This is a genomic window from Pseudomonas sp. QS1027, assembly GCF_002814235.1.
Lineage (GTDB): Bacteria > Pseudomonadota > Gammaproteobacteria > Pseudomonadales > Pseudomonadaceae > Aquipseudomonas.
Genome location: NZ_PHSU01000005.1, coordinates 195,503 through 210,088 on the forward strand (window position 1 = coordinate 195,503; position 14,586 = coordinate 210,088).

Annotated in this window: 12 protein-coding genes and 1 pseudogene; 1 reads left to right on the forward strand and 12 read right to left on the reverse strand. The window is 63.0% G+C overall.

Features of this window, described 5'->3' with window-relative positions:
* Window positions 1-111: 111 nt before the first annotated feature.
* The 11 genes from CWE01_RS06500 to CWE01_RS06550 all read right to left on the reverse strand — a co-directional run bounded on the left by CWE01_RS06500 (window position 112) and on the right by CWE01_RS06550 (window position 12,389).
* Window positions 112-1,404, reverse strand: a complete 1,293-nt coding sequence (locus tag CWE01_RS06500; protein WP_100939700.1) for an adenylosuccinate synthase — start codon at window positions 1,402-1,404, stop codon at window positions 112-114.
* 54 nt (window positions 1,405-1,458) lie between these two features.
* On the reverse strand, window positions 1,459-2,646 hold the full coding sequence (locus tag CWE01_RS06505; protein WP_100939701.1) for an ATP phosphoribosyltransferase regulatory subunit: 1,188 nt from the start codon (window positions 2,644-2,646) through the stop codon (window positions 1,459-1,461).
* Between the two features lie 291 nt (window positions 2,647-2,937).
* The gene (hflC, locus tag CWE01_RS06510; RefSeq protein WP_100939702.1) at window positions 2,938-3,807 is read right to left on the reverse strand and encodes a protease modulator HflC; all 870 of its coding nucleotides are present in this window, start codon (window positions 3,805-3,807) and stop codon (window positions 2,938-2,940) included.
* A complete protein-coding gene (gene hflK / locus CWE01_RS06515) occupies window positions 3,807-4,979 on the reverse strand; it encodes an FtsH protease activity modulator HflK (RefSeq protein ID WP_100939703.1) in 1,173 nt (390 codons plus the stop codon). Before hflK ends, hflC begins: the two co-directional genes overlap by 1 nt.
* Window positions 4,980-5,075: 96 nt before the next feature.
* Entirely contained in the window at window positions 5,076-6,377 is a 1,302-nt protein-coding gene (gene hflX, locus CWE01_RS06520; protein ID WP_100939704.1) for a ribosome rescue GTPase HflX, read from the reverse strand.
* 12 nt (window positions 6,378-6,389) lie between these two features.
* The gene (hfq, locus tag CWE01_RS06525; protein ID WP_040063849.1) at window positions 6,390-6,650 is read right to left on the reverse strand and encodes an RNA chaperone Hfq; all 261 of its coding nucleotides are present in this window, start codon (window positions 6,648-6,650) and stop codon (window positions 6,390-6,392) included.
* 93 nt (window positions 6,651-6,743) lie between these two features.
* Window positions 6,744-7,724 carry a tRNA (adenosine(37)-N6)-dimethylallyltransferase MiaA gene (gene miaA / locus CWE01_RS06530; RefSeq protein WP_100939705.1) on the reverse strand — a complete coding sequence of 327 codons (981 nt, stop codon included), beginning with the start codon at window positions 7,722-7,724 and terminating at the stop codon, window positions 6,744-6,746.
* On the reverse strand, window positions 7,724-9,643 hold the full coding sequence (gene mutL, locus CWE01_RS06535) for a DNA mismatch repair endonuclease MutL (RefSeq protein ID WP_100939706.1): 1,920 nt from the start codon (window positions 9,641-9,643) through the stop codon (window positions 7,724-7,726). Before mutL ends, miaA begins: the two co-directional genes overlap by 1 nt.
* Window positions 9,640-11,067 (reverse strand): N-acetylmuramoyl-L-alanine amidase, encoded by a 1,428-nt coding sequence (locus CWE01_RS06540; protein ID WP_218176983.1) that lies wholly within the window; start codon window positions 11,065-11,067, stop codon window positions 9,640-9,642. Before CWE01_RS06540 ends, mutL begins: the two co-directional genes overlap by 4 nt.
* A 3-nt stretch (window positions 11,068-11,070) precedes the next feature.
* Entirely contained in the window at window positions 11,071-11,541 is a 471-nt protein-coding gene (gene tsaE / locus CWE01_RS06545) for a tRNA (adenosine(37)-N6)-threonylcarbamoyltransferase complex ATPase subunit type 1 TsaE (protein WP_100939708.1), read from the reverse strand.
* The gene (locus tag CWE01_RS06550; protein WP_100939709.1) at window positions 11,529-12,389 is read right to left on the reverse strand and encodes an NAD(P)H-hydrate dehydratase; all 861 of its coding nucleotides are present in this window, start codon (window positions 12,387-12,389) and stop codon (window positions 11,529-11,531) included. Before CWE01_RS06550 ends, tsaE begins: the two co-directional genes overlap by 13 nt.
* Window positions 12,390-12,452: 63 nt before the next feature.
* Between CWE01_RS06550 and queG the strand changes: the two genes are divergently transcribed.
* Window positions 12,453-13,541 carry a tRNA epoxyqueuosine(34) reductase QueG gene (gene queG, locus CWE01_RS06555; RefSeq protein ID WP_100939710.1) on the forward strand — a complete coding sequence of 363 codons (1,089 nt, stop codon included), beginning with the start codon at window positions 12,453-12,455 and terminating at the stop codon, window positions 13,539-13,541.
* A 9-nt stretch (window positions 13,542-13,550) separates the two neighbouring features.
* Here queG and CWE01_RS06560 read toward each other — a convergent pair.
* Window positions 13,551-14,586 (reverse strand): annotated as a pseudogene (locus CWE01_RS06560) (hypothetical protein); the annotation flags it as partial.

Below are 14,586 nucleotides of genomic sequence, written 5' to 3' on the forward strand. Positions count from 1 at the left end.
TTTGATAGCACCCTTTTTAGAGGATAATCCCAGCAAGGCCCGTGCCGAACAACAGGCAGAAACGACAAAGGACCCCAAATGGGGTCCTTTGTGATCTACATCAACAGCTTATCAGGCGAACGGGTGACGCAGAACGATGGTTTCGTTGCGATCCGGCCCCGTCGAAATAATGTCGATCGGTGCACCGACCAACTCTTCGACGCGCTTGATGTAAGCCAGAGCCGCCGCCGGCAGCTCTTCCAGGGTCTTGGCGCCCAGGGTCGACTCGGTCCAGCCCGGCATTTCTTCGTACACCGGCTCCAGGCCGATATAGCTGTCGGCATCGGTCGGCGCATCGATGACCGCACCGTTTTCGTTCTTGTAACCCACGCAGATATTGATGGTTTCAAGACCGTCGAGCACGTCCAGCTTGGTCAGGCACAGGCCCGAGATGCTGTTGACGTCGATGGCGCGACGCAGGATCACGGCATCGAACCAGCCGCAACGACGGGCACGACCGGTGGTTGCACCGAACTCGTGGCCACGCTTGGCCAGGAAGGCGCCAACGTCATCGAACAGCTCAGTCGGGAACGGACCCGAACCGACACGGGTGGTGTAGGCCTTGGTGATGCCGAGGATGTAATCCAGGTACATCGGACCCACGCCCGAACCGGTGGCGATGCCGCCGGCGGTGGTGTTGGAGCTGGTGACGTACGGGTAGGTACCGTGGTCGATGTCCAGCAACGAACCCTGGGCGCCTTCGAACATGATGTCCTTGCCGGCACGACGCAGGTTGTGCAGCTCGGCGGTGACGTCGAGCATCATCGGCTTGAGCAGCTCGGCGTATTCCATGCACTCATCGAGCGTCTTCTGGAAGTCGATGGCCGGCTCTTTGTAGTAATTGACCAGCACGAAGTTGTGGTAGTCGAGCAACTCGCCCAGCTTCGCGGCAAAACGCTCGCGGTGGAACAGGTCACCGATACGCAGGCCGCGACGTGCGACCTTGTCTTCGTACGCCGGGCCGATGCCGCGACCGGTGGTACCGATCTTCAGCTCGCCACGGGCTTTCTCGCGCGCCTGGTCCAGGGCTACGTGATAGGACAGGATCAGCGGGCAGGACGGGCTGATACGCAGGCGCTCGCGCACCGGTACGCCTTTCTCTTCCAGCTTGGTGATTTCCCGCAGCAGGGCGTCCGGTGCAACCACCACGCCGTTGCCGATCAGGCACTGTACGCCTTCGCGCAGTACACCCGACGGGATCAGGTGCAGGACGGTTTTCTCGCCGTCGATCACCAGGGTGTGGCCAGCGTTGTGGCCACCTTGATAGCGCACCACGGCGGCAGCATGTTCGGTCAGCAGATCAACGATCTTGCCTTTGCCCTCATCACCCCACTGGGTGCCCAGGACTACGACATTCTTACCCATAACACTTGTCCTCATTCGCGCAAACTTGGTGCCGGCAGCCGCCGGCGGGAAAACTCAAGAAGCCAGCGGCAATACTTGCCAAAGCCCGTTCTGCTGAATCAATTGCCGGTCGCAGTCCGCTTCGCGGGCGGCGGCCAATGGTTGTCCGGGCAAGCCCTGGACCACACGCTGACCCTCGCCGCGCAACTGGCAAACCAACTGCCAGAGTGCCGCATCCGTGCTGTCGGGCATCCAGATACCGCCAGACGGTAGCTCGATCTCGGCACGCCCCAGGGTCACCAGGGTTTTCAAATCGGTGGAAAAGCCCGTCGCCGGACGTGCACGACCGAAGTCCGCGCCGATATCGTCATAGCGACCGCCCTGGGCGATGGCCTGGCCAACACCCGGCACGAACACCGCGAACACTACACCGGTGTGGTAGTGATAACCGCGCAGCTCGCCCAGGTCGAAATACAGCGGCAACTGCGGGAAGCGCGCGGACAACCGCTCGGCGATCGCCAGCAGATCATCCAGCGCCGCCGTCACCTGCTCCGGCGCACCGGCCAGGCGCTCACGCGCCGCCACCAGCACTTCGCGGCCGCCACACAGATCCACCAGTGCCCGCAGCATCGCGGCCAGATCGGCCGGCAAACCTTCGGTCAGCTGGATCACTTCATCGATTGCCTTGCGTTGCAGGGCATCGAACAACCGCTGCTCCACTTCACCGGACAAACCGGCGGCGCGAGCCAGGCCACGGTAGATACCGACGTGACCGAGGTCCATGTGCACATCCGGCACATCGGCCAGCTGCAGCATCGCCAGCATCAGGCTGATGACTTCGACGTCACTGCTCGGGCTGGCATCGCCGTACAACTCGGCGCCCAACTGGATCGGGCTGCGCGAGGACGACAGCGCCCGCGGCTGCGCATGCAGCACGCTGCCGGCGTAGCACAGACGGCTCGGGCCTTCGCGACGCAGGGTGTGGGCGTCGATACGCGCCACCTGCGGCGTGATGTCGGCGCGAAACCCCATCTGCCGGCCCGACTGCGGGTCGATCACCTTGAAGGTGCGCAGGTCCAGGTCCTGGCCGGCGCCGGTCAACAAGGATTCCAGATACTCGATATGCGGGGTGACAACGAACTCATAGCCCCAGCTCTGGAACAGATCCAACACCTGACGCCGCGCCACTTCGATGCGCGCCGCTTCAGGCGGCAGTACTTCTTCGATGCCATCTGGCAGGAGCCAGCGATCTACCGTTGCCATTAACGCCTTTCCCCTATGATCCGGGCAGCAAGCCCACAGGCGAGCCTTGAGTGAAGCAGAAAATGGTTAACACGCGCGCAAGAACGACGCGACGAACAGCCTGAAACCGGCTTCGCCTACCACTTTCCTCGAAAAACCTGTCGGGTCGATCAACCCGCCGTCTGTCTATCAAACATACAGACGCAAAAAAGCCGGGAATTTCCCGGCTGCCGCATCATACACCCGTTTTCCGAAAGGATCACCCCGCCCGGCGTTTTAGCTGCCGGGCGGAGGGGCACGATGCGTCTTGGATCAGGGCTTGGCTTTTTCCAGGTAACGGAAGAAGTCGCTGCTCGGGTCCAGCACCAACACGTCGCTCTTGTCCGCAAAGCTTTCACGGTAGGCGCGCAGGCTACGGTAGAACGCGTAGAACTCCTGGTCCTGGCCGTAGGCCTTGGAATAGATCGCGGCGGCCTGGGCATCACCGTCACCGCGGGCCTCTTCCGACTGGCGATAGGCTTCGGCCAACAGCACACGGCGCTGGCGATCGGCGTCGGCACGGATGCCTTCGGCCAGTTCGTTACCCTTGGCGCGGTGCTCACGAGCCTCACGCTCACGCTCGGTGCTCATCCGCTCGAAGACGCTGCGGTTGACTTCCTTCGGCAGGTCGATGGCCTTGACCCGGACATCCACTACCTCGATACCCAGCTCCTTCTCGGCCATGCCATTCAGCGACGCAGTGATGTCAGCCATCAGCGCATCACGCTCGCCGGACACCACTTCATGCAGGGTGCGCTTACCGAACTGGTCACGCAGGCCCGACTCCAGACGCCGGGACAGACGCTCGTCGGCGATCTGCTTCAGACCGGAGGTCGCGGTGTAGAAACGCTCGGCGTCCTTGACCCGCCACTTGGCGTAGGCATCGACCATCACGGCTTTCTTTTCCAGGGTCAGGAAGCGCTGTGTCGGAGCATCCAGAGTCATCAGGCGGGCGTCGAACTTGCGCACCTGATTGACGTAGGGCAGCTTCACATGCAGGCCTGGCTGGACATCGGCCTCGACCACACGGCCGAATTGCAGCAGGACGGCCCGCTCGGTCTGCAACACAATGTAGAAGCAGTTCCAGGCAGCCACTGCCACGATGACCCCGAGGATCAGGGCGATCAGTGATTTATTGCTCATCAGCGGCTCTCCCGGGTGCGAGTGGGTTGCGGCTCGGTGATGTGTGGCGTGACGTCAGTGTTGCCACTGGCCATCGACCCCGTCACCTTGGCCGGCGTAGCGGCGCCGGAACCGCTCTGGATCATCTTGTCCAGCGGCAGGTAAAGCAGGTTGCTCTGGCCGTTCTTGTTACCGGTCACGAGTACCTTGCTGGTGTTACTGAAGACTTCCTGCATGGTGTCCAGGTATAGACGCTCACGGGTGACTTCCGGTGCCTTGCGGTACTCGGCCACCAGCTTGGTGAAGCGGTCGGCCTCACCCTTGGCGCGGGAAACCACTTCGTCGCGATAACCGTTGGCATCCTCGAGGATACGCTGGGCCTGGCCACGGGCTTCCGGCACCACGCCATTGGCATAACCTTCGGCCTGGTTGCGCGAACGCTGTTCGTCTTCACGAGCACGGATCACGTCGTCGAAGGCTTCCTGGACTTCACGCGGCGCGGCGGCGCTCTGGACGTTCACCTGGGTCACGGTGATGCCGGTGCGATAGGTGTCGAGGAAGCGTTGCAGGCGCTCCTTGATCTCGCTGGCCATCTGCACGCGCCCTTCGGTCAGCACCTGGTCCATCGCGGTGGAACCCACCACGTGGCGCAGGGCACTGTCAGTGGCCTGTTGCAGACTGATTTCCGGCTGGTCGACGTTCAGTACGAAGTCCTGCAGGTTGCTGATCTTGTACTGCACGGTCAGCGGCACTTCGACGATGTTCTCGTCTTCGGTCAGCATCTGGCCCTGCTTGGTGTACGCCCGCTCACGCGTGACGTTCTCCATGAACTTCTTGTCGATCGGCGGGAAATAGATGTTCAGGCCCGGCCCTACGGTTTCGTAGTACTTGCCGAAGCGCAGCACGACGGCCTGCTCCTGTTCATCAACGACGTAGACCGCGCTGTACAGCCACATGGCCGCGAGCACGACAAGGCCAATGCCGAGCAGGCCGAAACCGCCGCCCTTGCCACCGCCCGAACCGCCATCGTCACCGCGTTTCTTACCGCCACCGAACAGCCCGTTCAGGCTCTCCTGCAGCTTGCGGAAGGCTTCGTCGAGATCCGGTGGCCCCTTGCGGTCGCCGTTGTTACGGCGCTTGCCACCCCAAGGGTCCTGATTGTTCGAGTTGCCACCCGGCTCATTCCAAGCCATAGCGCTCTCCATCTGATAAAGCAAAGACGCGCCCGCGGCGCGCCGACCAATGCTACAGAATGCCTGTCAACGCGGTACAACCGCTTTCCCAGGCTTTTATTGCAAAGTGTGTTGTTCGATGAATTCCGGCGGCTGCATGCCTTCGCGCGAGACCACTCGATTGAGCTCGGCCCTGGGCAAACGGACGGACAGCAGGCAACTGCCTTCTTCGTCGTGTTCTTCCTTCTGCACTGCGCCCATCTCGAAGAACTGTGCACGCAGTCGAGCAAAACGTTGCGGCAAGCGCAAGGTGCCGACGAACAAATCGTTGCCCAGCAACTCGGCAATCGCCTGTTCAAGCAGTTCCAGGCCCTGCCCATCCCGGGCGCTGAGCCAGACCCGCTGCGGCCTGCCGTCTTCGCCACGCTGGATCTGCGGCTCGACACCCTCGAGCAGATCGAGTTTGTTGTAGACCTCCAGGATCGGCAGGTCCTGGGCCCCGATCTCGCCGAGTACCACCATGACCTGCTCGATCTGCAGCATCCGGTCCGGTTCCGCGGCGTCGATCACGTGCAGCAGCAGGTCGGAGTTGCTGGACTCCTCGAGCGTAGCCCGGAAAGCCTCGACCAGCTTGTGCGGCAGGTGGCGGATAAAACCCACGGTGTCGGCGAGCACGATCGGCCCGAGGTCGGCGAGATCGAGACGGCGCAGGGTCGGGTCGAGGGTGGCGAACAACTGGTCCGCCGCGTACACGTCGGACTGGGTGACCGCATTGAACAGTGTCGACTTGCCGGCGTTGGTGTAGCCCACCAGCGACACGGTCGGGATATCGGCCCGCTTGCGCCCGCGACGAGACTGCTCGCGCTGGCTGCGGACCTTTTCCAGGCGCCCCTTGATCTGCCGCAGGCGTACCCGCAGCAGTCGCCGGTCGGTTTCCAGCTGGGTTTCACCCGGACCGCGCAGGCCAATACCGCCTTTCTGCCGCTCAAGGTGAGTCCAGCCGCGGACCAACCGCGTACTCATGTGCTCAAGCTGGGCCAGTTCGACCTGGAGCTTGCCTTCATGGGTGCGGGCGCGCTGGGCGAAAATATCGAGAATCAGGCCCGTGCGATCCAGCACGCGACACTCGAAGACGCGTTCGAGGTTACGTTCCTGGCTGGGCGTGAGGATGTGATTGAAAATCACGATATCGACCTGTTCGGCCTTGACCAGGTCGCGAAGCTCCTCGACCTTGCCAGTGCCAATCAGATATTTGGCGGTTGGCCGATGACGCGGCACGTTGAAAAACGCGACGGTCTCGGCACCTGCCGATACTGCCAACTCCTGAAACTCCTGCGGATCTTCGCGCGCCTCAGGGTCCTGACCTTCCAAGTGAACGAGAATGGTCCGTTCACCACCACCGTGGCGCTCAAAGAACAAAGGAGACTCCTATCAGGCGTTACCCGGCTCAGCGTCACCCTGTTCGGTTTCGGTTGCGCTAGGCAGACGAATCGGACGAACCGGCACCACTGTCGAGATAGCGTGCTTGTAGACCATCTGGCTGACGGTGTTCTTCAGCAGGATCACGAACTGGTCGAAGGATTCGATCGTGCCTTGCAGTTTGATACCGTTGACCAGATAGATGGAAACCCCAACCTTCTCTTTACGCAAGGTATTCAAGTAAGGGTCTTGTAGCGAATGCCCTTTTGACATGTGCCGCACTCCTTTAAGGATCAATAATAAAAAATGGGTAAATGGATGGCTTGTACCGCCTTTCCCCCAAGGATAGACGGCAATTGCAAGGACTCAGCCCAATATGGAGATCGTCCCAAGGTATTTCAAGGCGCGTGGCAGATTGTCGCAATCCAGGCTGTCCAGCCAGTGCAGATCCGTCCAGCTGCGCAACCAGGTGAACTGGCGCTTTGCCAACTGGCGCGTGGCAATGATGCCGCGCTCCTGCATTTCGGCTGACGTCAGCTTGCCCTCCAGGTGTTCCCAGACTTGCCTGTAACCTACAGCACGTATAGACGGCAACCCGACATGAAGGTCACCTCTCCTACGCAGAGCTACGACCTCGTCTACGAACCCCTGTTCCAGCATTTGTGTGAATCTTTGTGCAATTCGGTCGTGCAGGACCTGACGATTCGCCGGAGCGATGGCCAGGTTGGCAACAGTATAGGGCAATTGCGGCCGTCCCGAAGCGGCTGCGTCAGTACTTTGCGCAGATTGTCGCTCGCGGTGGGCGGTCATGCTCGATCCGCTGACCCGATAGACTTCCAGTGCCCGACTCAGGCGCTGGGGGTCATTGGGGTGGATGCGCGCCGCCGAGACCGGGTCGACGACCGCCAACTGGTCGTGCAAGGCCTGCCAGCCCAGGCGCGTGGCCTCTTCCTCGATTTCGGCACGGATCTGCGGATCGGCCGCCGGCATCTCCGCCAGGCCCTCCAGTAAAGCCTTGTAATAAAGCATGGTGCCGCCCACCAGCAGCGGAATCTTGCCCCGCGCGGTGATCTCGGCCATGGCCACCAGGGCGTCGCTGCGAAATTCGGCGGCGGAATAGCTCTGTGCCGGGTCGAGGATATCGATCAATCGATGCGGGAACTGTGCCAACAGCGCTTTCGAGGGCTTGGCCGTGCCGATGTCCATGTCCCGGTAAACCAGGGCAGAGTCGACGCTGATCAGCTCGCACGGCAGCACCTTGGTCAGCTCGATGGCCAGGTCGGTCTTGCCCGCCGCCGTGGGGCCCATCAGGAAGATGGCCGGCGGTAATGCCTTGGAAGCCGTCATCAGCGACCGCGCAAGAACAGTTTGTCCAGATCATCCAGCCCGAGCTGGGTCCAGGTGGGCCGACCGTGGTTGCACTGGCCGCTGCGCTCGGTGTTTTCCATATCCCGCAGCAAACCGTTCATTTCCGCCAGGGCCAGGCGCCGGTTGGCGCGAATCGCGCCGTGGCAGGCCATGGTCCCGAGCAACTCGTTCAGGTGCGCCTGGATCCGGTCGCTGGTGCCGTATTCCATCAGGTCGGCCAGGACATCCTGGACCAGGCGATTGGCCTCGGCCTGCTTGAGCAAGGCCGGAATCTGCCGGATCGCCAGGGTTTCCGGGCCCAGGCGCTGCAATTCGAAGCCCAGGCGCTGGAACCAGCTGACATGTTCTTCGGCGCAATCGGCTTCGCGCTGGCTGACCGCCAGGGATTCGGGCACCAGCAGCGGCTGGCCGCTCAGGCCTTCGCTGGCCATGGCGATTTTCAGGCGCTCGTACATGATCCGCTCATGGGCGGCGTGCATATCCACCAGCACCAGGCCCTGGGCGTTTTCGCTGAGGATATAGATGCCCTTGAGCTGCGCCAGCGCATAACCCAGCGGCGGCACATCGCCCTGGCTGTCGGGCAGGGTCGGCGATGCCACCGCGTCGGGCAGTGGTGCAAAAAACTCGCGGTAGACGCCCTGGGCCTCGGCGGCGGGCGGCATCTGGGTGGATTGCGGGCGGTACTGATATTGATAACCGGCACCGGAACCCGATCCGGCCGCCGGCGTAAACGCGGATGACGGCTGCGACTGGGGCTGTTCCAGCAGATTGGCCGCCAGGCGCATTTCGCCCTGGGGACCGAACTCGCCGGCTTCGATCCCTGTCGGCCGGACCATGCCGGCTACCGTGGCGGGCGCGGCCAGGTGATCTTCCGGGCGCACGTCGCCCAGGGCGCGGTGCAGGGTGCCGTAGAGGAAGTCGTGGACCATGCGCCCGTCACGGAACCGCACTTCGTGCTTGGTCGGGTGCACGTTGACGTCCACCACCGCCGGATCGACCTCGAAAAACAGCACGAAAGTCGGGTGCCGGCCGTTGAACAGCACGTCACGATAGGCCTGGCGCACCGCATGGGCCACCAGCTTGTCGCGTACCGCGCGGCCGTTCACATAGAAATACTGCAAATCCGCCTGGCTGCGGGAGAATGTCGGCAAACCGACCCAACCCCACAGGTGCAGGCCGTTGCGCTCCACTTCGATGGGCAGGGCCTGTTCGAGGAAACCCGCACCGCAGACCGCCGCCACGCGCCGGGCACGGGCCGCATCGTCATGGGCCTCGTGCAGGCTGAGAATGCTCTTGCCGTTATGGCGCAGATGAAAAGCCACATCGAAGCGGGCCAGGGCCAGGCGCTTGATCACTTCCTGCAGGTGATCGAACTCGGTCTTCTCGGCCTTGAGGAACTTGCGCCGCGCCGGAGTATTGAAAAACAGGTCACGGACTTCCACCGAAGTGCCCACCGGATGAGCCGCCGGCTGCACCCGCGCGTCCATGTCACGGCCTTCGGTTTCCACCTGCCAGGCCTGGTCGGCGTCGCGGGTGCGGGAAGTCAGGGTCAGGCGCGCGACGGAACTGATGGAGGCCAGGGCCTCGCCACGGAAACCGAGGCTCATCACCCGTTCCAGGTCTTCCAGGTCGCGAATCTTGCTGGTGGCGTGGCGCGCCAGGGCCAACGGCAGGTCGTCGGCGGAGATCCCACTGCCATCGTCGCGCACCCGCAGCAGCTTGACGCCGGCCTGCTCGACATCCACATCGATGCGCTTGGCACCGGAGTCCAGGCTGTTTTCCAACAGTTCCTTGATCACCGAGGCCGGGCGCTCGACCACCTCGCCGGCGGCAATCTGGTTCGCCAGCCGCGGGCTGAGCAGTTCGATGCGGGCGCTGCCGTTCAAGGCTTCACTCATTGTTTGGCCGCCAGTTCCGCACCCGGAATCGTCAGGTTCTGCCCGACTTTCAGCTCATCGCTGGTCAGGTTGTTGGCGCTGCGCAGGGTCGACGCCGAGACCTGGTAGCGCACGGCGAGCATGGCCAGGGTCTCGCCCGGCGCCACGCGATGGTCACGCGGGCCCTCGGCGATCTTGCCGGAGTCCCTTAGCCAGGCGATATAAGTGCCCGGTGGCGGGTTCTGCTGGAAGAACTGGCGGATACCGGCGCTGATGGAGCGCGCCAGGGCCTGCTGGTGATTCGCGGAGGCCAGCTTGGACGCTTCGTTGGAGTTGGAGATAAACCCGGTCTCCACCAGGATCGACGGAATATCCGGCGACTTCAGCACCATGAACCCGGCCTGCTCGACGCGCTGCTTGTGCAGCGGAGTAACCCGGCCGATGTTGCTCAGGACCTTCTGGCCGACGTTCAGGCTGGAGGTCAGCGAAGCGGTCATGGACAGGTCGAGCAAGACGCCAGCGAGCATCTTGTCCTTGTCATCGAGGCTGACGTTGCCGGCGCCACCGATCAGGTCGGAACGGTTTTCACTGTCCGCCAGCCAGCGGGCGGTCTCGGAGGTGGCACCGCGATCGGACAAGGCGAACACCGAGGCTCCGAAGGCCGCGGCGGACGGGGCGGCGTCGGCGTGAATCGAGACGAACAGGTCGGCGCCTTTCTTGCGGGCGATCTCGGTACGGCCGCGCAGCGGGATAAAGTAGTCGCCGGTACGGGTCAGCTCGGCGCGATAGCCTTTCTGGCCATTGACCTGGCGTTGCAGTTCGCGGGCGATGGCCAGCACCACGTCTTTCTCGTGCTGGCCACGGGAGCCGGAGGCCCCCGGGTCTTCGCCGCCGTGGCCGGCGTCGATCACCACAATGATGTCACGCTTGCCCGCCGGGGCCGGTGGCAGCTTGATCGCCGGCTCCGTCGGGGTGACCGGGACCGCCGGCACGGTGGCCACGGCAGGGGTCGGCGCGGCTGGAGGCGCGGCATCGGCAGGGTTGTCGAACAGGTCGACCACCAGGCGGTTGCCATACTGCGCGTTCGGCGCCAGGACGAAGCTTTTCGGGGTGACCGCCTTTTTCAGGTCGACCACCACGCGCAAATCGGTCGGCGTACGCTGGGCGGCACGCACGCTGTTGATCGGGGTGTTGGCGGTTGGCACATTCAGCGGGCCGCCCAGGGTCGCGCCATTGATATCGATCACCAGCCGATCCGGGGAGGTCAGGGTGAAGACACTGTGCTGCACCGGGCCGGACAGGTCGAATACCAGGCGCGTGTTGTCCGGGGCCCGCCACAGGCGAACACTCTTGACCTGTGTCGCCGCAACGGCGTCAACGGCCAGTGCCGCCAGCAACAATCCCACGACAGCAACCAACGCGCGAATGCGCATACCAAACCCCATCATTTATTTGATTTCCAATGCCAGATCGGCACACCAGGAGTCACCTCGGGCGCCCTGGGACAACAGATACAGCGAACGACCGCCATTATGCGGGCTAATGGTAATGGTCAGGTCGGGCTTTGGCAAAAAGCCCTCGCCCCGCTGCGGCCACTCCACCAGGCACAGGGCTTCGCCATCGAAATAGTCGCGAATGCCCATGTATTCCAGCTCTTCCGGGTCGACCAGGCGATACAGATCGAAATGGAAGGCACGGATATCACCGATTTCGTACGGCTCAACCAGGGTAAACGTCGGGCTTTTCACCGCGCCGGCATGGCCGAGGCCACGAATGATGCCCCGGGACAGGGTGGTCTTGCCGGCGCCGAGATCGCCTTCGAGGAAAATCACCCCGACGCCACGGGTTACTTCGGCGATTGTCCGGCCGAAGGCGACCATGGCCTCTTCATCCGGCAGTTGAAGAGTTAGTTCAGACACGGTGATTGCTCCTCCAGCAACTGTCGAATGACTGGGATCAGATCGCTGGCCGCCAGTCCACGGCCGTTTTTTCCCAACTGCTCGCCAGCGCTGGCATGCAGCCAGACCGCCAGGCAGGTGGCTTCGTAAGCAGGCAGGCCCTGGGCCCGCAGGGCACCGAGCAACCCGGACAGGACATCGCCCAGCCCGGCCGTGGCCATGGCCGGATGGCCGCGCTCGCAGATCGACAAGCGCCCGTCCGGCGCGGCGACCAGGCTGCCCGCGCCCTTGAGCACGCAGACCGCCTGGTACTGCTGGGCCAGTCGGCGCGCGGCGGCGGGACGATCCGCCTGTACAGCCGCCGTGGAAATCCCCAGCAAACGTGCCGCCTCGCCAGGATGCGGAGTGATCACGCTGTCTGTCGGCAGCATGAAGCCACCCGCCGTCAGCAGGTTCAAGGCGTCGGCATCCCAGATTTGCGGCAAGCCGGCATTGGCCGCCAGCGACAACAGGCTGCGGCTCCAGGCGGATTGGCCGAGTCCCGGGCCGACCACCAGTACGCTGGACTGGGCCAGCAGCGTCATCAGTTGATTGGCCGACTCGATCCCCAGTGCCATCACTTCCGGCAGCCGAGCCAGGGACGCCGCCACATGCTCCGGACGGGTCGCCAGGGACACAAGACCGGCACCATTGCGCAAGGCCGCTTCGGCACTGAGCAGGATCGCGCCGCCAAAACCCCGGTCGCCGCCGATCAATAGCACATGGCCGAACAACCCCTTGTGGGCATCCAGTTCTCGTGCGGGAAGGCTCGGCAGCGTGGCGAGGGTCAATGACTGAATATCGGAAAAAAGCGGTTTGGTCTGCGGCATGCGTCGTCGAGCTCTGATGTCTGGCAGAATTATACGCACCAAAGCCTAGGTTTCTCCTGTCTCATGCCTGTAATTAGCGTCGACCTCCCCGCCCTCGCCCAATCCATCAAGGAATGGGGCCGTGAACTGGGCTTTCAGCAAGTCGGCATCGCCGGTCTCGAGCTGGGCGAGCATGAACAGCACCTGCAACGCTGGCTCGACGCCGGCTATCACGGTGACATGGAGTACATGGGTGCCCACGGCAGCAAACGCTCGCATCCCGACGAGCTGGTGCCCGGGACATTGCGAGTGGTGTCGTTGCGCATGGACTACCTGCCGGGGGACACGCAGATGGCCCAGCGCCTGGGGCAACCGGAAAAGGCCTATGTCTCGCGCTACGCACTGGGCCGTGACTATCACAAGCTGATCCGCAAACGCCTGCAACAGCTCGCCGAGCGTATCCAGCAGGTTATCGGGCCCTTTGGTTATCGCGCCTTCGTCGACAGCGCCCCGGTACTGGAAAAGGCCATCGCCGAACAGGCCGGGCTCGGCTGGATCGGCAAGAACACCCTGGTGCTCAACCGCAAGGCCGGCAGCTACTTCTTTCTCGGCGAGCTGTTCGTCGACCTGCCGCTGCCGGTGGACGCCCCCCACGCCACGGAGCATTGCGGGCGCTGCACGGCGTGCATGGATATCTGCCCGACGGCGGCGTTTGTCGGGCCTTATGTGCTGGACGCCCGGCGCTGTATCTCGTACCTGACCATCGAGCTGAAAACCGCGATCCCGGAAGAGTTGCGGCCGCTGATCGGAAATCGGGTGTTCGGCTGCGACGATTGCCAGATGGTCTGCCCATGGAACCGTTTCGCCCGTCCGTCCGCTGAGGGCGACTTCAAGCCCCGGCACAGCCTGGACAATGCCGGGCTGGCCGAGCTGTTCCTGTGGGACGAAGAGACCTTCCTGAAAAACACCGAGGGCTCGCCGCTGCGCCGGGCCGGTTATGAGCGCTGGCTACGCAACCTGGCGGTCGGACTGGGGAATGCACCATCGACGATTCCGGTGCTTGAAGCGCTCAATACCCGCCTGGACTACCCATCGGAATTGGTCCAGGAGCATGTGCAATGGGCGCTGCGTCAACACGCCGAACGCAGCGCCCTGCGTCCAGTCCCGCTCTGACCCAGAGATTCAAACAGAAACCGCAAAACCACTGACCGGCGCCTGTATCTCAATCTCGCAACGGCGGACCTCCCGCCTCAACAGCAGCAGTGAACGTCCCGTCGAATTCCTCAGCGTTACCCGTGAGCCTTCCCCCAGCACCGCCATCACGGGATGCGTTTCTCCGCTCTTGAACTGGATATAGGCCGGCAATTGAACGGTACGCACCACCTGTTCCAGCGCGCAGGCGCTGTGGCCATCAGCGCTCACCAGGTCGAGCCTGAATGTGCTCTTGTCCTTGAACTTGACGACCTCCAGCGAGGACAGGGACAAGTCCAACTCCGCCAGCGTCTGGCGGGCATCCCCCTGGCCGGACAGGTCCAGGCTCACTTGAGGCAAGCGCTGGAACGCCCCCTCGGGCACCACCAATTCCGTTCGGCTGCCAAAGTTCGAATCAAAGTCTTTTGATGTCAGGACGCTTTTCTTGAACTGCAGGGTGTAGGCAGTCTCGGGATGCAGCCGGACCTGATATTTGTTGAGGGCCTGCGCCTGCGGCGACTCTCCCGCCGCCCAACCGAACGGATTGGCTTCCAGCAGCAGATGAGGCGTGGCACCGAACAGCAGGATCGTCGGTAGAGGACCAAAATCCAGCACCTGCAGCCGGGTGCTCGGGGTGGAGGGCATGGTCACCATCAGCTTGCGCTCCCGCCCCCGACGGGCTTCCCGGCGACGCAGGTACCACCCCTTGTGGACCTGCTCGGTCTTTTCCTTGTCCTTGGCGTCCGACCAAGCGGCCAAATCATCCGGGCCAAGCCCTGACGGCGACAACGTATAACCCCTGGGTTGCTGGCGAACACTGGTGTCCTGGCTAACCGCACCAATGTCCTTGAGCGGATTGGTCTGATCGTTATCGTCCGCATCATTGATCATCGGCGTCAGAAGAAGATCGACGCCCTCTTCCCGCAAGCCGCTGAACAGTTGATCCGCCGCCTGGCGCATCTGCTGCTGGGTCAGGATCCCCGGCAGAGTCGAAGCGCCGAACAGATTGCTGAAGAACAGACCCACT

Bases quoted from the DNA above. Each gene is read 5' to 3' on its own strand.
- CWE01_RS06500 (WP_100939700.1), bottom strand. From the start codon at position 1,404: ATGGGTAAGAATGTCGTAGTCCTGGGCACCCAGTGGGGTGATGAGGGC.
- CWE01_RS06505 (WP_100939701.1), bottom strand. From the start codon at position 2,646: ATGGCAACGGTAGATCGCTGGCTCCTGCCAGATGGCATCGAAGAAGTA.
- hflC (WP_100939702.1), bottom strand. From the start codon at position 3,807: ATGAGCAATAAATCACTGATCGCCCTGATCCTCGGGGTCATCGTGGCA.
- hflK (WP_100939703.1), bottom strand. From the start codon at position 4,979: ATGGCTTGGAATGAGCCGGGTGGCAACTCGAACAATCAGGACCCTTGG.
- hfq (WP_040063849.1), bottom strand. From the start codon at position 6,650: ATGTCAAAAGGGCATTCGCTACAAGACCCTTACTTGAATACCTTGCGT.
- miaA (WP_100939705.1), bottom strand. From the start codon at position 7,724: ATGACGGCTTCCAAGGCATTACCGCCGGCCATCTTCCTGATGGGCCCC.
- mutL (WP_100939706.1), bottom strand. From the start codon at position 9,643: ATGAGTGAAGCCTTGAACGGCAGCGCCCGCATCGAACTGCTCAGCCCG.
- CWE01_RS06540 (WP_218176983.1), bottom strand. From the start codon at position 11,067: ATGGGGTTTGGTATGCGCATTCGCGCGTTGGTTGCTGTCGTGGGATTG.
- CWE01_RS06550 (WP_100939709.1), bottom strand. From the start codon at position 12,389: ATGCCGCAGACCAAACCGCTTTTTTCCGATATTCAGTCATTGACCCTC.
- queG (WP_100939710.1), top strand. From the start codon at position 12,453: ATGCCTGTAATTAGCGTCGACCTCCCCGCCCTCGCCCAATCCATCAAG.